Here is an 18,993-nt window from a genome sequence, read left to right on the forward strand (position 1 = left end):
TATGTGGTTCTTATATAATTAGACAGCTTTATGCCATTCAAACTTTTGGAAAGGCTTGTCGATTGGCGTGTTGGCCAAATGGTTAGTGTAGTTACTCATCACTTTTTGAGCCGCTGCAAGAACCACTTCCAAAATCTGACGTTTAGTAAAGCCTGCATCTAAGAATGCTTGCACTGCGTCATCATTTACATTACCACGATCACGAACGACCGATAGCGTAAAGTCGCGTAATGCTTCTAGTTTTGGAGTTGGTAGTGGTGTCTCATTACGTAATGCATCAGTAATGGCGTCGTCTACTTTCATGCTTTTTGCGATACCAGTATGAGCGGGTACACAGTAATGGCACTCATGCTCTACGTTGATGGTTTGCCATACGACCGTGACTTCCTCATCATCAAAACTGCTGTCTAAAAACAGTTGATGTAGCTGTTGGTAGCCTTCGAGCAAGCCAGGCGCTTCAGCCATGACGGCATGTAGATTAGGTACCATGCCAAATGCTTTGATAGATAAATCAAGCAAATCTTTGCTTTCTGCTGGGGCTGTGTCTTTGTTGTGTAGGGTAAGTTCAGTCATGTGAAAATCCTTATGAGAATTATTAGTGAATTGTTGTAAAAGTAAGTGTGTATAAGCGGCTTGAAAATTTATTATGTAGTTGAGTGATTGCTCAATTTTATAAGTGAGATTTTTGTGAGTCGCTCAACAACTGCAGCCACTATAATCCATTTTGAGCAATCGTTCAAATAATATTTGAGTGAATGCTCAAGTTGTTTGTAACTTTGACTTACATTCAAAGCTAGACGGCATCGCGACAGTTATTTGTTTTTCTTAACCAAGTCATTGCTAAATGGCATTGTTAACAATCCCCATAGCGAGGCATTTTGTTTGGCTGCTGGGTATTCTTTTAGTCCAATATCTAGCTCATTATCAGACTGCTTTGCTTTACCCTTATAACTACCAAAAATCCAATCCCACCAGATGACACTAAAGCCATAGTTTGAGTTGGTCTCACTGACGCGTTGACTGTGGTGAATACGGTGCAAAATCTGGGTCATTAATATTAAGCGCAGCGGTTTTTCAAGCGCAGGTGGCAGGCGAATATTGGTATGGTTAAATATTGCTAAGCCATTTAACGCAATCTCAAATATCAATACGGCGATGGCAGGAACACCCAATAAGCTGACGGCAACGAGCTTTACTAGAATGCTTAAAACGATTTCAATGGGATGAAATCTAAGCCCTGTACTGGCATCGACATGTGCATCAGCGTGATGGACTTTATGTAAACGCCATAGCATAGGCACGCGGTGAAATAATCGATGCTGCCAGTAAATGATGATGTCGAGCAATATCAAGCTTAGTATGATGACTAGGATACTTGGCAAATTGATGATATTAAATAGACCAATGCCATGCTGCTGATTATACAGCGCCACAGCCGTTAGACCGACAGGCACCGCTAGACGAGCAATAACTGACGAGATAAAAACCAAGCCAAAGTTAGCGAACCAGCGTTTGCTGCTTTTGATCGGTGCTTGACGTGCAGGCATGCGCCATTCTATCAGCATCATAATCACTAAAATGCTTAAAAAGAACCCAAGCCGCCACCATACTTCGTTAGTCATTAGCTGCCTCTTAACTTATTCTATTTATATACTGTTTTTATCTATTTCTAGCTGTTTAAGGGTATGGTAGCCGCCATGGATACGGGTAAAAATCGTAATCGCGCAGGCAGTGGCAAAAATGCTGGCAAGTAATACAAAGTGCTGTGGCCACAGGCAAAAAGCAACAAACAGCGCAATGGTTTCGGTGCCCTCAGTCAAACCGTTTAAATAATAAAAGCTTTTATATTTAAACTGTGGTTTATCCAGTGTAAACTTTTCCGCAGCAATGGCAAACGCTAAAAAGCTAGAGCCTGTGCCAATAAAGGTGGCGAGTAATAAGGCGCCAGCAATGGCATTCTGCTCAGGATTCGCCAAGATGAATCCCAGCGGAACTGCTGCATAAAAGAGAAAGTCGAGCGTAATATCTAAATAGCCGCCTGCGCTAGAGCTTTGCTTTGCATAACGGGCTAAAGCGCCATCGAGACCATCAAAAATACGATTCAATGCAATGACTGCCAGTGCGCCATACCAAAGCTCAAATGCGAGTAACGGCAAGGCTAACATACCGATTAAAAAGCCTGCCACCGTGAGTTGATCAGCCGTAATACCGCGTTTGTGCAAGACAACGACGACAGGGCTTAGTATCGGCTTAATCATGGGCGTAATAAATTTATCTAGCATGCGCTTACCTTTTGGATTTCGCTTTGATGTTTAGATCTAGAGCTACAAGTCTAAAAGTATAAGCCTAAAACTACAGGTCTAAATGAATAACTTTACCGTTTGCGGCCTCAGCATCGCTATAATCGTGCGTGACCATGATGGCGGGAAGTTTATGAGTGCGGATTTGCTCAAACACCAGTTGCCGCGTATCTACTCGAAGTTGGGTATCAAGCTTGCTAAAAGGCTCATCGAGTAGTATCGCTTTTGGTGCGCTGAGCAAAGTTCGCAGCAGCGCCACGCGTGCTTGTTGTCCGCCTGATAAATTGTCAGGATGGCGATTTCCCATACCTGCTAGACCAACTTGTTCAAGTGCCTGCTCTATTTTTTCACGGCGCTGTTTTTTATTGAGCTTCTCAGCGCTATTCTTATTGTCTTGAGGCATCGCAAAAGCAATATTACCGGCGACCGATAAATGCGAGAACAGTAGCGCATCTTGATACAGTACCCCAATATGACGCAGGTGCGTCGGCAGATGGCTTACCTTTTCATCATTTAACCAGACCTCACCAATAGCGGTAAAACCATTTGGTAAAGTGCCTGTTAGCCAGTTCAATAAGCTTGATTTGCCACTACCAGATGGGCCCATGACAGTCAATATTTCACCACCAGCAATCTGCTCATCTAGGCTCAGTAATAGCTCGCCTTGTCGATATAACTGCAAGTTTTTTATCTGTAAAGAGGATTGCATCAAGAGCCCTTTATCTGCGTTTTTATAGTGAGTTGTTTTTCAAAATCAGTGCTATTTAGAGTCAGTGCTCTTCAAAACGAATATATTTCAAAAAACGTTTTAACGGCTGCTATTTTTACCACTTTTAAAGAAATATTTGGGCAATATCCAAGCCAATATAAAACCAATTAACGGTAGCGCCATTTGGATGATGGCATACACCGCACTGGTGCGTCTACTGGCACCATTGGCAAGGGTCACCGCTTCTGTGGTAATAGTGGCGATGCGTCCGCCGCCTGCCAATAATGTCGGCAAGTATTGACCAAAGCTAATCGCCAAACCAAGAGCGATAGCAATCAAAATCGGCGCAAACAACTGCGGTAATTTCACCTGTAAAAATACTTTAGCAGGCGTTGCACCAAGGCTCGCGGCTACATGAGCGAAACGCGGGTCTAGACGCCTGTAGCTGCTGGCGAGCGATAAAAACACATACGGCAGTACAAAGAGCAGATGGGTAAATGCCACATTAAAAAACGCCGTTTGATTATTAACCAGTTGTTGTAGCCAAACCAAACCAAATAAAAAGGCAATGCTGGGCACTAACAGCGGCAAATAGATAATGAAACTGGTAAATGTTGAAAGTGGTTTTTGATTTAATTGCTCCGCTTCTAAACACAACAAAGTCAGCACAATGGCAAATATCGTACTCACGATACCGATAGTAACGGTATTAAATAACGGAGTACCCATTTGTGTAAAGGCGTTTTGAAAATGCAATAACACCAACTGCTCTGGCAAGACGGCTGGAAAGCGCCAGAAACCAGCTACTGACCACATTAACAGACCAATGAGCGCCAGCAAGATAAAGCCAATCACCACAGTGGTCAACGCTGCCGTGATTTTTTGCCACAGTGCATCGGCATAGTTGCGCTTGCCGTTTATCAAGGTGCCATTAAAGCAAGTTTTTATCGCTCTCTCAGCGCCTAGCCACAAGCCGATTAAACCACCCGTCAAAGCCAGCTGTAATAACGCGCCTGCCGAGGCTTTTATGCGTAAGTTTAAATCAACATCGTTAAACCATTGCATGATAGTGACCGCCAGTGTTGGCGGCGTGTTCGGACCCAATATCAATGGCATCTCTATGCTGGCACTGGCATAGGCGAGCACGGCTAAGATAGGCAAACGTAAAAAAGGATAGAGGACAGGCAGTACCGCTTTAAAAAAGGCAGTAATGGGGTAATAGCCGAGATTTAACGCGACCTTATACTGCTGACGTAGCTTTTTACCAAGCTCTGGTTGTGCCAAAGCACCTAGTGCCATGAGTAATAAAAATGGCAGCTCTTTCAACGTCAAACCAAAGATAATACTGATACCGTAGGGATCATGTGGAAATATACCGTCTGGAGCCAATTCCCAGCCGCTTAGCCATGGTGAAATGAAGCGTGAAAACATACCAGAAGGCGCAATTAAAAAACCAACCGCAATGGCTGCTGCTGCATGAGGAATGACCAAGATTGGACTCAGTAAACGCTCAATACGGGTCAGCCAAACACTATTAAAAAACGCCGCCAAAATCATTAAGGTCATGACAAAAGCGAATAGCGTGCTGATTAATCCAGTAGCGATGCTTAAAGCGACCATTTGAGTAAGACCAGGCGTCTGCCAGAGGTCTTGGAATCCTTGTAGATTAACAGTCGTTTTCTCAAGTGCAGGTACCCAGCTAAAGGCAGGCAACAGCACGCAAACCAAACCACCGAGTACCGGTAATATCAGTAGCAGCAGTAAAAATGTCGGACTCAAGGAGACGATACGCGTAAATAAATCTGTTTTATAAGGCGCGGTTATGCCAGTAATTGTTGCAGAATGAACTTTTTCTTTTGCCGTTTTATTATTAGTATTTTTGCTCATGGGCTGACCCCATAGCGTGTTTGCCAGCCTTGCTTGATAGCATCGACCCAGCTTGGATGTGGTTCACTCACGGTACGTTTGATGCTATCAAAGGGTAGGGTGCTAGGGTGCGGTTTACTGTCTTTAAATAGCGCTTGTTGCTCGGGGCTGAGCGTAGATGGAATGAGTACCGTTTTATCACCCCATACCGCAGGCGTTTGCTTTTTTGCCTGTGCTTCTGGACTCATTAAAAAGTTTGCAACTAGCTGCGCGGCTTGCGGATGGCTGGCGTTATAAGGAATGGCCACAAAATGAGTGTTACTCAAACTGCCATCGCTCATCGCATAGCTACGAATGCTCTCGGGTAAATCATACCGCTGCACGGCCGCGGGCACTTCAGGTGCAGAAAAAGTAAAGGCCAAGCTAAGCTCGGTATCATCGACCAAACGCCGCATGTGCGCGCCCGTTTGCACAAATTGCTCACCCTTACGCCATAGAGTGGGATGTAAGTCATCTAAAAATGCCCATAAAGGGGCTAATACCATATCTGTATTTTGCTCAGTGGCTGGCAGGTTGAGCTGTGCCTTAATATTTTTGCCTGTCTTAGCATCATTTTGCTCGTGCAGCATGACTAAGGCGTATTTTAAAAAGCTCATGCCTAAAAAGTCAGGCGGCTTTGGATAACTAAAGCGTCCAGGATTTTGCGCCGTCCAATTGACCAGCTCATTTAAAGTGGTTGGTGGCTTGTCAGTTGATAAGCTGTCGTAATAAAAGGTTAGTGAGGCTTGACCCCATGGCGCTTCCATACCATTGGTCGGCACACCAAAATCAAAGTTAACGGCAGGGTTGTTCTCTGGATCAGTCAACGCAAAGTTAGGCAGCTTATTTGCCCATTGTTTCAGTAATAATGAATTCTCACTCATGGTGGCAAAGTTGGCGCCATTTATCCAGATGAGATCCACGCTGCCTTTATCATTGTTGTTGGCGGACTTTTCTGCAAGTACACGACTGACGGCTTCACTGGTGTCGCTCAATTTCACATGGACTAAATTAATATTATATTTATCATCGACTTGCTTGGCAGCCCACTGTAGATAGGCGTTGATCTGTGGATCACCGCCCCATGCATAAAAGTAGACGTCTTGATTGCTACCTTGCGCCTCTATTTGCTGCCAAGATGATAAATTTTGATTAAGGTTACCAGTAGTGGGTGAGGCAGTGCTTGCTGATATACCAGCACAAATGCTAAGCACCATAGCATAGGTGCTATAGCGGCTTAGGTTTTTTAACGTGGTCAAAGCGGGCAGAGATTTGATAACGTACATTTAAGTTTCCGTTATGATGATATGTTTTTAGCGCAGTGAATAAAAACCCACCTAACCTCGACGCCATGTATGGTATTTCTCAAGCCAGTTTAATATCGTTTCGGGCGCATGATTGCGTTTCCATTCACCAGCCGCGTATTTGTTAGCCTCTGCCCATGTCGGGTACATATGAATGGTGCCGAGTATTTTGTTCAGCCCTAAACCGTGCTTCATCGCCAGTATGAATTCTGGCATTAAATCCCCAGCATGTTCAGCGACAATGGTCACGCCAAGTATTTTATCTTTGCCTTTAGGGGTAATGACTTTGATAAAACCATGATTGGCACTTTCCGTCACCGCGCGATCTAAATCTTTAAAGTCGTAGCGGGTAATTTCAAAATCGATACCTTTTTCGATAGCTTCTTGCTCATTTAAGCCCACGCGTGCGACTTCTGGATCGATAAAGGTTGTCCACGGAATCACACGGTAATCTACTTTAAACTTCTTTAAATGTCCAAACAAACCATTTACGGCAGCGTACCATGCCTGATGGGAAGCCACATGAGTAAATTGATAAGGGCCAACGACATCACCTGCCGCGTAGATATTGGGATAGAGGGTTTCTAAATAGTCATCCGTCTCGATGGTACGCTCCGTTTCGATGCCCAAATCTTCAAGACCATAACCTTCTAAGCGGGCACTACGTCCAACGGCACAAAGCAATTCGTCATATTCAATAGCGATTTCTTGCTTGTTTTGACGGTCTTGCTTAACGGTACTGCTGCCTTGCGCTTCAACGATAATGAACTTTTTACCATCGCGCGCTTCACAACGAATCGCTTGATGCGAGGTTAAGACATTCACGCCGCTCTCAACGAGGACTTTCTGTGCAAATTCAGAGACTTCCACGTCTTCTTTTTTCATGAGACGCGCGCCTCTTTCGATCTGGGTCACATCGGAGCCTAAGCGTGCAAATGCTTGCGCCAGCTCAGAGCCGATTGGCCCACCACCAAGGACCACCAGCTTTTTCGGTGCTGCTTCTAATTCGGTAAATTTATTCCATATGGTGTCGCTGGTCACGTAGCCGGTTTCTTCCAAACCCGGCAAATCTGGGATAAATGGGCGCGCACCAGTAGCGATAACGATGGAACGTGCGGTGAGTGTTTGCGTGCCGCCATCGTTTAACGCAATCTCTACCGTCCACGGGTCGATGAATTTGGCATAGCCTTTTAATACTTCGACACCCAAGTCCGTATAACGCTCGACGCTATCATTTGGGGCGATGTCAGCGATGACTTTATGGATGCGGGTCATGACGTTCTTAAATGAAAATTCTGGTGGGGTATTTTCTAAGCCGTAACGCTCAGCATGGCGCATTTGTTCTGCCACTTTTGCGCTTTTGATGAGGGCTTTACTGGGTACACAGCCATAGTTTAAGCAGTCACCGCCCATCTCGCCCGCTTCGATTAAGGTTACTTTTGCTCGGACGGTCGCCGCGATATAGCTAGTGACTAGCCCGCCAGCACCTGCGCCAATCACGATCATGTTCCGGTCGAATTTTTTAGGTTTGCTATAGTTTTTATAGACGCGGCGTTTTTTTAGCATATTTAATATGCCTTTTGCGATTAATGGGAAAAAACCTAACAACGCAAATGAGACGATTAAATTAAACGATAAAATCCCCGACAAACTGTCAATTTGCGCCAATTGCGTACCAGCATTAACGAATACAAAAGTACCCGCGAGCATACCGATTTGGCTTACCCAGTAGAATGTCCTCGCTTTAATCGCGGTGACACCCATGAGTAAATTAATCAAAAAGAACGGAAATATCGGCACTAAGCGCAGGGTAAATAAGTAAAATCCGCCTTCTTTTTCGACGCCAGCATCAAGGGCTGCTAAGCGCTCAGGAAAGCGCTGTTTAATCGTATCACGCAGTAAATAACGTGAGGTTAAAAAGGCGAGTGTCGCACCAATACTGGAGGCAAATGAGGCGACCAATAAGCCTTGCCATAAACCAAATAATGCGCCAGCTGCCAAGGTTAAAATAGCGGCACCCGGTAAGGATAGGGCGGTGACGACGATATAAAGTAAAAAGAATCCACCGATAATCAATAGTGGTGATTGCATTTTATAGTCGTTAAATTGTGCCATTGAGCCTTTTAAGCCGTCAAGCGTCAGTAATTGATTGAGGTCAAAGTAGAAAAAGCTTGCTGCTAATATTAATATTAACAGTATTAACAATATTCTTTTAATCATAAAATATCCGGCTAAGTAGTAGAGCGAAGGCTAAAGTCATCGTCATTCTTTTATGATTAAGAACCTTGACCATGTTAGTGGTAATGACAAGTTAGTGGTAACGATAATTGCGTTAAGTTTTTTGCATGGTTTGTGCATTTATATACAATAAAACAGCTAACTCAATAGTCTTCATAGTATAGAGCTTGAGTTTCGGAGGCTAGTATTTATATTTTTGCATGTTCAACCCAGCCCAATCTAACGATAAATATGACTGATATTTAGGCTAAAGAAACTTTTTTGCCCAAGGTTAAGGTATCCCAATCTCTCATTAAGAAAAGCGCCAAACACGCAGCCAACATCGGCCATGCTGCAAAGAACAACAAGTTATCAAAAGGCTTGAGATATAAGCCAAAGGTTGAGAACGTTGAAATCGCATGAAGTAGCAAGATAATGCCGTAAGTCCAAGTTTTGAATAATCCTGTGACAAACAACAGAATGAGGATGAATTGAGCCGCGCCAATGACATAAAACACGGTGTCGCCTATACTTTCAAAACCATAAAAACTAGAAAAGACGCCTGCGGCATGATCAGGATTAATCAGCTTATCTAAAGTCCAGACTAAAAAAACAATGAAAATACCCAGTCGAAGCAATAACAGTGAAAGAGGGAGATGTTTTGGCATAAGTTATTTCTTCTTAATAAGCGTTAAAAGTGAGTGCAAAAGAGCTTGGTAAGTCTAATCAATGACATATATGGCAATGACTACTATTGTCAGGCAGTAAGCATGAATAAAGTATTTATTTTGAGTGATTACTCAAAATTAGACAAAATATTACCACTGAGTAGGTCAATAAACCGCATTGTAGTTGTTATTGAATGGTTGTTCAAGTTCGTAGCCTCAAGCATGCTACTGTTCCAGAGCATCGTTACGTTTTTCAACCAAAGCAGCAATGCTTGGTTAAAGGTGGTCGCTTTTCGTACAATAAAAAGCCTTTCATGGACTATTTCAGTCCATGAAAGGCTTTTGACCTGCATCATAAGTATGATGAAATTAAGCGGTTACCACATCAAGTCGTCTGGAATCACATAGGCGGCATAAGGATCATCTTCTGCCAGCACTTCTTCTGATGTATCGTTAGACACGACCATGAAGCCCTCCATTTTTGCATCGATGCGATCTGCCAACGGACGAGGAAGGAGTGCGTAGCCTTCTTCTAAGCGTGCAATCACCACATGACCGGCGACGATTTGGTCATATAGTTTTTGAGTGACAAAGATTTTTTTAACCTTAGCATTATCGACAAATTGATAATTGACATCGCCATTGGTATCGGCAATCTGATGCTGCTTAATCATCTGTACGATATTAGCCTTGAGCATCTTCGCTTCTAAAATACGTTGCTTTTCTTGATTGAGCTTTTGATCTTTCTCTAGTTTTTTCGCTTGGGCTTCTGCCAACGCTTTTTTCGCTTCCATGCTTTCTGAGTCACCAGTACGCTTGGCATGCTGAGTCTGCTTGCTGATTTTCTTGGCTTTTTTGCTATCCACCAATCCCGCTTTTAATAACTGAGCCTGTAGGGCATTTTTTGCCATAATTCCATCACCTAGATAAGGATACTTAAATCATAAATGCTAAAAAAACCATTGTAGCAAAATTCGCTACGGCATGTTGTTAGACGATAACAAGACTTTTTTTAATTATGGTAGAAGTGGACACACATCGCTGGCTGAAGCCATTTAAATTGGTTATTATCAAGGCAGTGGATACGCTTTTTTTGCCGTTATATTTTTTGGTAACCATGTTTTTTGGTAACCATGTTCTTTGGTAACTATGTTTTTCGGTGACCATATTTATAATGGTTATAGAAAGCTGTATAGGATTAAATCGTTAAATTTAAGGACGGAATATGACAACATCACAGCACATTTTAGCCTGTATAGACGGCTCGGCAGTGACTGAATCGGTTTGTGACTATGCAGCATGGTATGCCAGTAAGTTAAATTTACCTGTAGCGTTGTTGCATGTGAGTGAGGTTCCAGCCTCGACCAGACGCGATTTGTCAGGCGCAATAGGAGTCAATAGCCGCCAGTTTCTATTGGAGGAATTGACACAGTTAGACGAGCAAAGAGCGAAGGTGGTGAACAGTTATAGCAATGCTTTGGTACAAGACGCAAAAAGCCATATCCAAGGTAACTTTACTCAGGTCGATATTCGTATTTACCAACGTCGCGGCAAGCTGTTACCAGCCATTGAGCATTTTAAAGCAGAAAATCGTGCCATCGTCATGGGACGCCGAGGTGAAGATCACAAAAGCAGCCGTATTAATATCGGTAGCCAAATCGAAACCGTTGCCCGCGCATCTGACGTTCCTATATTGATTTGCTCAGAGACGTTCAAAGAACCCAGCTCATATATGATAGCTTTTGATGGTAGCAAAACCGCTATTAAAGCAGCATGGATGGTTGCGAGGAGTCCTGTGTTAAAAGGTTTACAAGGGCATATCGTCATGATAGGCAATCATAACGACGCGTCAAAACAAAGCTTAAGCGCCGCAGCGGCACAATTGGAGGACGCAGGTTTTAGCGTAGCGGCACATCATTTATCTGCCTCCGATGCCGTCGACGGCTTGTTAAGGTTTCAGGTAGAAAACAACATTGATATGATGGTGGTGGGTGCTTATGGACATTCGAAATTGCAACAATTATTCCTTGGTAGTACCACGACAGAAATTATCGCCAGCACGCTATCTCCTGTAATTTTAGTACGTTGAAAACTCGGTAAGGTTTATAATAGTGAGGTGCAATCATTGCGCCTTTAGCTGTCGATGACGTTCAGTGAGCATATCTGACGTTTGCTAAAGGATCATCTCATCATACTATTTTTGGACATGGTTTATGCTTATTCATGCAGACTTTACTCGCCGCGCTGCCCTTACACCTGAGCAACACCAGTGGATTAAGTCACCACAAAATGGGGTAGAGCGCGTGATGCTTGACCGTGTGGGTGCAGAAAAAGCACGTGCCACTAGCCTTGTACGCTATGCGCCCAATTCTTATTTTCCGCATCATCTACATCCGGGTGGTGAAGAGATTTTAGTATTGTCAGGTACTTTTTCTGCAGATGACAAACATTACCCAGCAGGTTGGTATTTGCGCAATCCACCGACCTCAGGACACAAGCCTTATAGTGATGAAGGCGCAGTGATTTTCGTCAAGCTACGTCAAATGCCAGTTGATGAACCTCATTATGTGGCTATCGATACTAAAGATAAGGCTCATTGGCAACAGCAGGGCAGTCGTGATGTTTGTCCTCTATTCTCAGGTGATAATGAGCAAGTGAGTTTGCAGCGTATCAAGGCAGGCGAGTTACTGTTTAATGAGGCAGTCTGTGGCGGTGCAGAAATACTGGTGTTAGAAGGCGAGTTGATAGATGAGGGTCAAGTTTATCAGCGCGGCGGCTGGATACGTCTGCCAGCAGGTAAGCATGCGCAAATACAGGCAGGATCTGAAGGAGCTACGGTGTATCTCAAGACAGGGCATTTAATGCAAGTGATAGGGTTGTAAGGGTAGTGATCACATTTTATGAGCAGCTCACCAGCTGCTCATATTCTACAATGTCACTATATTTTGCCACTATACTTTTATTTAGCCAACAAAAGTAGATAAGAAGTGGAGTAATGATTAGTAACACAAAATTTATCAATCATTACTCAAACCGCTTTCAAAACAGTTCAAAAATACAAAACGTCATTGCTTATCATTCTATACTTTGGGCATCCTCTCGTTTGACAATTTTATGCTGGTCTTCTGTACTATCGACTTTCCAATAGCTAGATATGTACAAATACGTTTTTGGTATTGGGCGATCTACCTTAAAATAATGGCGTAGAGCGCGCATACTATGGAACTCGCAAGCTGCCCAAACCGCAGGCTGTTCCTCAAGCCAAGTCAATGATTTGACGCAGTCAAGTAACGGGCTGCTTTCTGCATTTGGATGTGCATTTATTACCCAACGAATGTCAACGTTGTCTGGCTTCTTGAGTAGTTGCTTATCTGCTTCAGTGGTAATCTCAAGGACTGCATAGCCGCGTGCGTCAGCAGGTAGCTGGGTAAGATTGACGGTAATCGCCGGCAGCGCTGTCATATCACCGATCAATAAAAACCAATCAGCCTCATTGTTAATCAGCTTCTTTGGTCCAGGGCCTCCTACCAATATTTGCTCGCCCACTTGAGCGTTACGTGCCCATGCTGAAGCAGGGCCTTCTGTCTCATGCAACGCAAAATCGACATCTATTTCGTCATCACGTTGAACGCTGACGGTATAGGTGCGCATCAATGGTCGAGCCTCATCGCCTTGAGGGAATATCAGCTTAATGTACGCGCTTTCTTGATCTGCCGGAAAATCAGTCAGTCCAGCACCGCCAAGCGTGACACGGCACATATGTGGCGTGAGGTATTTACTGCCAATCACATCTAGCATTCTTGGGGTAGGTTTTGCCATATTAATACTTTCCTTTATTTAACTGTTTCATATTTTTAGCCCATTTATTAGATTTGGTTCAGATTGAGGACATTCTCTAGTAATGGTAAGTTCTACATTGCCTAAAAATTGGCTTTTAGGCTGACGGACATTTGGCGCTCAGGTCCCATCCAGCAATTGTTAATATCATAACAAGCGCCAACGTAGGTTTTATCAAAGAGATTGTTGACACTCGCGCCGACAGTGAGCATCGGATTGATTTGATAATTACCGCCAATGTCTACCAACGTCACGCTTGGTAATTCGTCTGAGTTTTGCTTATCAAGTTGCATACCGCCTTCATAGCGCACGCCAGCGTTGAGACTGAGCTTGTCTGAAGCATAATAATCTGTCCACAATGTTGCCTTGTGCTTAGCCGTTTGCGCAGGGGTATTGCCAACCACATCAGGGTTGAATTCATCTTCTGTAATTTCAGCATCGGTATAGCTGTAACTGGCGGCAATATCTACCCAATCATTAAGCATGTGGCTGCCCGAAACTTCAAAGCCTTTAGAGGTGATTTCACCGGTTTGTGTTTGACTTCTATAATTGATTTCATCAGCCACCACGACGTTTTTTTGAGTGATATCAAATACTGCTAATGTTCCTTGTGTGGCGCGATTGGCAGAGAGATATTTGACACCAGCCTCTAGCTGATCGGCAGTCGTTGGCTTAAATGGCGCATTGGTAATAAAGTTACTACCGACCACTGGCTGAAACGACTGCGAGTAGCTTGCATAAGGAGATAGCCCATTATCAAAGTCATAAATGGCTGCGAGACGACCACTGGTTTCTGACGCATCATTGTTAATTGTTTTTTTATTATAAATGACGCCTTTAGTGGCTTCGGTTTGCTCAGTACTACTATCAAAATTATCGTGACGTAAGCCTGCTACTACTGTCAAATCTTGCCATTTCATCTCGTCTTGTACATAAAAACCAAGCTGGCTTTGTTCAATGTCTTCATTTTGACGATAAGCCTCTAAAGGCAACGTATCAGCATGGATTTGTGAGTAATCTGGATTGGATAAGTCAAGATTTGGCGTGCCATCTGCGCCAGCATCATAATAAGTGGCGCTACTGTCTGTCTCTTGATATTCAACACCGAACAGTAGATTGTGTGAGGTGTTGGCAGTATTGAACTCATAAGCAAGTTGATTGTCCGTGGTCCAGTTGCTCATGCTCTCATCGGTGGTGTAGGCCACGCGATTTAGTATCTTATCACTACCGCTTACAAACCCGCTGTTGTACATATTACGCTGTTGCGCGTCGGCGTCGGTATAGCGCAGAATGTGTTTAAAGGTGAGCGTATCATTGATGTCCCAGTTCACCGTGACACTCGGCATAAATACTTCTTTGCTGAAGTGATTCCACTCATCGCCGGCATAGGCGTCACTGCCCAGTTTGCCATAGCTGGCATGGTAGACAGTGCCAACGGCAGGCAGTGGGGTGGAAGGCACCATTTCTGGATCATCCTGATAAAACAGATTGGCAAGAACGGACACATCTTTTGTCGGTTGCCATTGCAGTGACGGATTGATCAGTGTGCGTTCTTCTTCTGTGGTCTGCATCTGCCCATCTTTTTGTCGTTTTAACGCCACCAGTCGATAATTGAGCGTGTCTGAGATAGGTCCTGTCGTATCGACCGCCACTTCTTTTAGGTTTTGATTACCCACTCGCAACTGTACCTCAGATGCTTGAGTGCTTTTTGGGGTTTTGGCGACTTGATTGACCATGCCACCTGGAGATGCATAGCCATAGAGTGAGGATGCTGGCCCTTTGACCACTTCGACTGCTTCTGTTGCGTAGATATCGACTTGCGGCATTAGATTCCAAGCCCCATCGTAGGGCAGTCTTAATCCATCGTAAAAATTGGAGTACGTTTTAAAACCGCGAATATTGTATTCATCAAAGATGGACACCGTACCGCGACTCTCAGTGCTCACCCCTGGCTCATAACGTAACGCTGAATTGACACTGTCTGCTTGACGTTTTTGTAACAGCGCTTGATCGATTCTCGTATAGCTCATGGGCGCATCATTAGGATCTAACGCTGTTTTGGTGCCCGTACTACGATAGTTGTCGGCATAGACAGTAATGGTATCCAAGGTTGTCGATGGTGTCACGGTCTCATCATTACCAACATCATTATCGACGTCGTTCTCAACTCTATTTTCGATGTTATTCGGCATCGTCTCAGCATAAGCTGCGTGGCTCAAACCCATTGCCAATCCCAATTGCACCGCGAGAGTTAAACGTTTTTGACGAATGGATGTAGACGTTGAGATAAAACGCATCATATTTCCTTGTAAGTTATCAAATGCCGAAAGCGAAAGAAAAGGAATAATAACATTAATGATTATCATTATCATTAAAAATTTACAAACAAAGCGTTCTTAGTAAGATGTCGAGTGAAGTAGCCTCATTTTTAGCCATTAAGATGACTATGATGCAAACATGAAAATTGAAGAAACGCCTTAATATGACGATAATTTTTGACTATAAGCAATGGTGTTTACAAGGCTTTTCTCGTATGATGCAGCCGTCTATTTGGAATCAACTTTTAGATCAACAGACAGACAGGATTTATTACTACTATTAATAGGTCTAGGTCGTTCATTGAGCAACCAAAGATTGTTAAAGGTCATATTTATGAACAGACATACAAGTCAATCAACCAATACTCAACGCTATTTTACGGTATGGCGTTGGCATTTTTATGCGGGAATGTTTATAGCACCTTTCCTAATTATCCTAGCTTGCAGCGCACTTGGCATGCTGTTGATGTCTAACATAGCAGGTCGTGATGATGATCGCCCCACCATTACCACCCCAGATTCAGCGGTGACGGCCCCTATTTCTACGCAAGCTAAAAACGCGTTGAACACTTTACCTAACAGCACGCTGGTGAAATATATCGCGCCTCGTGATACGGACACCGTTGCCTTGTTTCAAGTTAAGTCAGCCAGTCATGAGAATATGGTGGCGGTGAATCCTTATACGGCTGATATCGTCAAAAGCACGCCGGCTAATAGTGGTCTGTACTATACCTTTAATGATATTCATGCTGATTTACTATTGGGCAAAGTCGGTGACTATATCCAAGAAACCACTGCCTCATTGACGATTTTAATGATTCTAACGGGTTGGTATCTGTGGTGGCAAAAACGCAAATCACTCAAGGCCATGCTTATCCCCAATGATGCTGTAAATAATAAGAAAAAACGCTCATTCATACGTACCATTCATGCGACATTGGGCAGTTGGATATCTGTGTTGCTACTGTTTTTCTGTATTTCAGGAATGGCATGGGCAGGCATCTGGGGCGAGCGTATGGTACAGGCATGGAGTCAGTTTCCTGCGGGCAAATGGGGCGTTGCGCCAATGCCGCTTTCTATTGATCACAGTCAACATCATGTTGGTATGGATATGAATAACGCTGAAGCCACGCCGCACGTTCATGGAACAACACCAGTCACAGCACCCACGCATGGTGATGCACTAAATACGGGTAGTACCAAAGATGTGCCTTGGGTGCTTGAGTTGACACCAATGCCAGCATCTGGCACTGTCGCTGGCAAGGATGGTATCGCGTCCAATATACCGATTATGATTGATACCGTAGATCGATTTGCCCGTGAGATTGGTTTTGTCGGACGTTACCAATTAAATCTGCCACAGGGTAGTACGGGCGTCTGGACGATTAGCCAAGACTCAATGAGCTATGATATGAAAAATCCAATGGCTGATCGTACGGTACATATCGATCGTTATTCGGGCAATATTTTGGCAGATATCCGATTTGATGATTACAATGCTTTTGGTAAATTTATGGCGGCAGGCATTGCTATTCATATGGGGACGCTTGGATGGTGGAGCGTACTGGTCAATGTCCTATTTTGCTTATCGGTTATTGCTATTTGTGTGAGCGGTTACATCATGTGGTGGCAACGCCGTCCACGTCATACCAGTGAAAAGCTTGGACTGAATCCACCAGCGCGTGGTCTCAGTTTTTCTATATGGTGGCCGTTTGCCATTCCTTTGTTAGTAGTGGCAATCATATTCCCGACCGCCATCATCGCGATTGTCGCTATCGGATTACTAGATTTCTTAGTCATTTCACGGGTTGGGTTTTTACAGAAACTATTATTTTAAAATTAAATAAAAGAGCCATTCAAAAAGTTATTCTTATCTAAATAAAATCGGGGCAGCTTTCTAAAAGATGCCCCGATTTTTTATTGTTCGCCATTAACTTTTTACTAAGCCAGTATTTACGCCAACATAGCAATGGCATCGGCACTAGCACGTTGCCGTTCTTCAGCATTTAACTCAATGAGTCTGCCTTCTTTCATCAGTAATAATCGATCTGCATGTTCAAAATAGCCGTCATCATGACTGATGATAAACAGCGTTTTACCCAAGGCTTTGAGTTCAGGTATCAGTGTTTGATAAAACACGCGGCGAAAGGCAGGATCTTGGTCAGCCGCCCATTCATCGAGTAGCAGTATGTCTTTTTGTTCAGCCACGGCAATGAGCATGGCCAAGCGCTTGCGTTGTCCTTGTGATAGCTTGTCTGTCGATAATTGGTTGTCAGTCACGCTGACTTTATCTTGCAAATTGAGCTTGTGTAGCCATGTATTTACGAGCGCTTCATCGGGTTGCTGTCCCTCTCTACCAATCAGCTGTTTAAAAAGATGCTGATCGCTAAAAATGGCAGAAAAAAGCTGTCGATAATCGGCATTATTCTGTGAATCAACGCGCTGGCTGTCGATATGTACCGCACCCGTGGTAGGGGTAAAAATACCTGTAATAATCTTGGCAAGCGTAGACTTGCCGCTACCATTTGCCCCGATTAAAAACACCACATCGCCACGTTTCAAAGTCAGATTAACCGATTTTAGGATATCGCTAGCATGCTCATTTTCTTTAACCGCTAGCTCATTTGCATCGGTATCAATACTTGCATAACGATAGCCAATATCATTGAATGATATGGACTGCCAGCTGTTTACCACAATATCCGTTATAAAGGTTGATTGGTACTGCGCCAATTCTAACGATTGTATTTTATCCAGCGCCACTTGTGCCGTTTGTAAGGTCGGGTACGCGCCGACGGCATGGAGGATGGGTGATTGCATGAATAGAATGGTTAAAGAGAAAGTGGTGGCAATACCCATTGGAATAGCAAGATAATTTGACACGGCAAACACCACACCAATGGCTGCGAACATCATAATATTCGACCAATTCACGGCGGATAAATGATATGTATCCGATTTAATCACTCGATGTTGATAAGACTTGGCATGATTTAAGAAATCATTTTTATAGAGTTTTTCAGCGCGGTGTTGATTAAGCGCCAGCTCTTTGCGACCATCTATAATGGATTGATAGTCCTCATATAAAAGATCATTGATCTCTCTGAGCTCTCTTAAATGAGTATAGACATGCTTCACTAAAATGGTGCTTATCCAAATCGTCATCGCAATCCAAAACATGACAATCAATAATAATGGCAGCGACAACCAGCCTAAATAAAGGGCGACACCAACCGATAAAATAACGCCTTGCACCAGCTCTGGCATACGCACAAAGGCGACGGTAATTGATTGGATGTCTGAGGACAGGCTGGCGAGTAATCGTGCGCTACCCAAATGATCTATTTGCGGAACTTTAGTGTCGATGATTTGTTTGACCAGCTTGGTTCTAAGCTCGTAGACGAACTGATGCCCCAAACGAGTCAGTGCATATTGTGATGCGAAGGTCGTGACTAACAGCAGCACCACCAAAGCTGAAAATTGACCCAAGCTCGCCCACGATAAGGTATTAAAAACAGGCTGACTGATAAAGGTGTGATTGATATAGGCAATGATGCCCACACTGACCGCCGCATTCACCAAATTAAGGAAAATAACTTTAAGAAAGGGCAGGCGATAGTGTGCCCAAATCATCTGATATAAAGAAACGGTGGCGTGAGAGGACATAATGGCTCAATAATAGAATGGTTTTTTGCGTATTTTTGATGGCATAAAAGGGAGTAGGTTGTGCCTAAT

Annotated in this window: 15 protein-coding genes; 3 read left to right on the forward strand and 12 right to left on the reverse strand. The window is 43.7% G+C overall.

The annotated features are described in order from the left end of the window. Window positions 1-18 precede the first annotated feature (18 nt). The 9 genes from I3257_RS07665 to I3257_RS07705 all read right to left on the reverse strand — a co-directional run bounded on the left by I3257_RS07665 (window position 19) and on the right by I3257_RS07705 (window position 10,014). Window positions 19-573: a carboxymuconolactone decarboxylase family protein gene (locus I3257_RS07665; protein WP_238049306.1), complete on the reverse strand. Its 555-nt coding sequence runs from the start codon at window positions 571-573 to the stop codon at window positions 19-21. 239 nt (window positions 574-812) lie between these two features. Next, complete coding sequence (locus I3257_RS07670; protein ID WP_238049307.1) at window positions 813-1,622, reverse strand: sterol desaturase family protein; 810 nt, start codon at window positions 1,620-1,622, stop codon at window positions 813-815. 24 nt (window positions 1,623-1,646) lie between these two features. Continuing rightward, a complete protein-coding gene (locus I3257_RS07675; protein ID WP_238049308.1) occupies window positions 1,647-2,282 on the reverse strand; it encodes a CDP-alcohol phosphatidyltransferase family protein in 636 nt (211 codons plus the stop codon). A gap of 70 nt (window positions 2,283-2,352) precedes the next feature. Continuing rightward, on the reverse strand, window positions 2,353-3,009 hold the full coding sequence (locus I3257_RS07680) for an ATP-binding cassette domain-containing protein (protein ID WP_238049309.1): 657 nt from the start codon (window positions 3,007-3,009) through the stop codon (window positions 2,353-2,355). Between the two features lie 99 nt (window positions 3,010-3,108). Next, window positions 3,109-4,896: an ABC transporter permease subunit gene (locus tag I3257_RS07685; RefSeq protein WP_238049310.1), complete on the reverse strand. Its 1,788-nt coding sequence runs from the start codon at window positions 4,894-4,896 to the stop codon at window positions 3,109-3,111. Then, window positions 4,893-6,200 carry an ABC transporter substrate-binding protein gene (locus I3257_RS07690; RefSeq protein ID WP_238049311.1) on the reverse strand — a complete coding sequence of 436 codons (1,308 nt, stop codon included), beginning with the start codon at window positions 6,198-6,200 and terminating at the stop codon, window positions 4,893-4,895. Before I3257_RS07690 ends, I3257_RS07685 begins: the two co-directional genes overlap by 4 nt. A gap of 51 nt (window positions 6,201-6,251) precedes the next feature. Then, complete coding sequence (locus I3257_RS07695) at window positions 6,252-8,438, reverse strand: bifunctional TVP38/TMEM64 family protein/FAD-dependent oxidoreductase (protein WP_238049312.1); 2,187 nt, start codon at window positions 8,436-8,438, stop codon at window positions 6,252-6,254. A gap of 260 nt (window positions 8,439-8,698) precedes the next feature. Beyond that, on the reverse strand, window positions 8,699-9,103 hold the full coding sequence (locus tag I3257_RS07700) for a hypothetical protein (RefSeq protein WP_055125000.1): 405 nt from the start codon (window positions 9,101-9,103) through the stop codon (window positions 8,699-8,701). Between the two features lie 377 nt (window positions 9,104-9,480). Further along, entirely contained in the window at window positions 9,481-10,014 is a 534-nt protein-coding gene (locus I3257_RS07705; protein WP_238049313.1) for a DUF2058 domain-containing protein, read from the reverse strand. 314 nt (window positions 10,015-10,328) lie between these two features. Here I3257_RS07705 and I3257_RS07710 point away from each other — a divergent pair, with 314 nt between their 5' ends. Further along, window positions 10,329-11,192 carry a universal stress protein gene (locus tag I3257_RS07710; RefSeq protein WP_201554036.1) on the forward strand — a complete coding sequence of 288 codons (864 nt, stop codon included), beginning with the start codon at window positions 10,329-10,331 and terminating at the stop codon, window positions 11,190-11,192. A gap of 124 nt (window positions 11,193-11,316) precedes the next feature. After that, window positions 11,317-11,985: a cupin domain-containing protein gene (locus tag I3257_RS07715; RefSeq protein WP_238049314.1), complete on the forward strand. Its 669-nt coding sequence runs from the start codon at window positions 11,317-11,319 to the stop codon at window positions 11,983-11,985. Window positions 11,986-12,178: 193 nt separating this feature from the next. Here the strand turns inward: I3257_RS07715 and I3257_RS07720 are convergent, their stop codons facing one another. After that, a complete protein-coding gene (locus I3257_RS07720; RefSeq protein WP_238049315.1) occupies window positions 12,179-12,922 on the reverse strand; it encodes a siderophore-interacting protein in 744 nt (247 codons plus the stop codon). Window positions 12,923-13,023: 101 nt separating this feature from the next. Further along, a complete protein-coding gene (locus I3257_RS07725; RefSeq protein WP_238049316.1) occupies window positions 13,024-15,237 on the reverse strand; it encodes a TonB-dependent siderophore receptor in 2,214 nt (737 codons plus the stop codon). A 355-nt stretch (window positions 15,238-15,592) separates the two neighbouring features. Here I3257_RS07725 and I3257_RS07730 point away from each other — a divergent pair, with 355 nt between their 5' ends. Further along, window positions 15,593-17,095, forward strand: a complete 1,503-nt coding sequence (locus tag I3257_RS07730; RefSeq protein ID WP_238049317.1) for a PepSY domain-containing protein — start codon at window positions 15,593-15,595, stop codon at window positions 17,093-17,095. Window positions 17,096-17,211: 116 nt separating this feature from the next. Here I3257_RS07730 and I3257_RS07735 read toward each other — a convergent pair whose 3' ends face one another. Beyond that, on the reverse strand, window positions 17,212-18,924 hold the full coding sequence (locus I3257_RS07735; RefSeq protein WP_238049318.1) for a multidrug ABC transporter permease/ATP-binding protein: 1,713 nt from the start codon (window positions 18,922-18,924) through the stop codon (window positions 17,212-17,214). Window positions 18,925-18,993 lie beyond the last annotated feature (69 nt).

The sequence above is a fragment of the Psychrobacter sp. Ps7 genome (assembly GCF_022129225.1).
Taxonomy (GTDB): domain Bacteria; phylum Pseudomonadota; class Gammaproteobacteria; order Pseudomonadales; family Moraxellaceae; genus Psychrobacter; species Psychrobacter immobilis_A.

Bases quoted from the DNA above. Each gene is read 5' to 3' on its own strand.
- I3257_RS07725 (WP_238049316.1), bottom strand. From the start codon at position 15,237: ATGCGTTTTATCTCAACGTCTACATCCATTCGTCAAAAACGTTTAACT.
- I3257_RS07690 (WP_238049311.1), bottom strand. From the start codon at position 6,200: ATGTACGTTATCAAATCTCTGCCCGCTTTGACCACGTTAAAAAACCTA.
- I3257_RS07715 (WP_238049314.1), top strand. From the start codon at position 11,317: ATGCTTATTCATGCAGACTTTACTCGCCGCGCTGCCCTTACACCTGAG.
- I3257_RS07735 (WP_238049318.1), bottom strand. From the start codon at position 18,924: ATGTCCTCTCACGCCACCGTTTCTTTATATCAGATGATTTGGGCACAC.
- I3257_RS07730 (WP_238049317.1), top strand. From the start codon at position 15,593: ATGAACAGACATACAAGTCAATCAACCAATACTCAACGCTATTTTACG.
- I3257_RS07665 (WP_238049306.1), bottom strand. From the start codon at position 573: ATGACTGAACTTACCCTACACAACAAAGACACAGCCCCAGCAGAAAGC.
- I3257_RS07695 (WP_238049312.1), bottom strand. From the start codon at position 8,438: ATGATTAAAAGAATATTGTTAATACTGTTAATATTAATATTAGCAGCA.
- I3257_RS07710 (WP_201554036.1), top strand. From the start codon at position 10,329: ATGACAACATCACAGCACATTTTAGCCTGTATAGACGGCTCGGCAGTG.
- I3257_RS07705 (WP_238049313.1), bottom strand. From the start codon at position 10,014: ATGGCAAAAAATGCCCTACAGGCTCAGTTATTAAAAGCGGGATTGGTG.
- I3257_RS07680 (WP_238049309.1), bottom strand. From the start codon at position 3,009: ATGCAATCCTCTTTACAGATAAAAAACTTGCAGTTATATCGACAAGGC.
- I3257_RS07685 (WP_238049310.1), bottom strand. From the start codon at position 4,896: ATGAGCAAAAATACTAATAATAAAACGGCAAAAGAAAAAGTTCATTCT.
- I3257_RS07675 (WP_238049308.1), bottom strand. From the start codon at position 2,282: ATGCTAGATAAATTTATTACGCCCATGATTAAGCCGATACTAAGCCCT.
- I3257_RS07720 (WP_238049315.1), bottom strand. From the start codon at position 12,922: ATGGCAAAACCTACCCCAAGAATGCTAGATGTGATTGGCAGTAAATAC.
- I3257_RS07670 (WP_238049307.1), bottom strand. From the start codon at position 1,622: ATGACTAACGAAGTATGGTGGCGGCTTGGGTTCTTTTTAAGCATTTTA.
- I3257_RS07700 (WP_055125000.1), bottom strand. From the start codon at position 9,103: ATGCCAAAACATCTCCCTCTTTCACTGTTATTGCTTCGACTGGGTATT.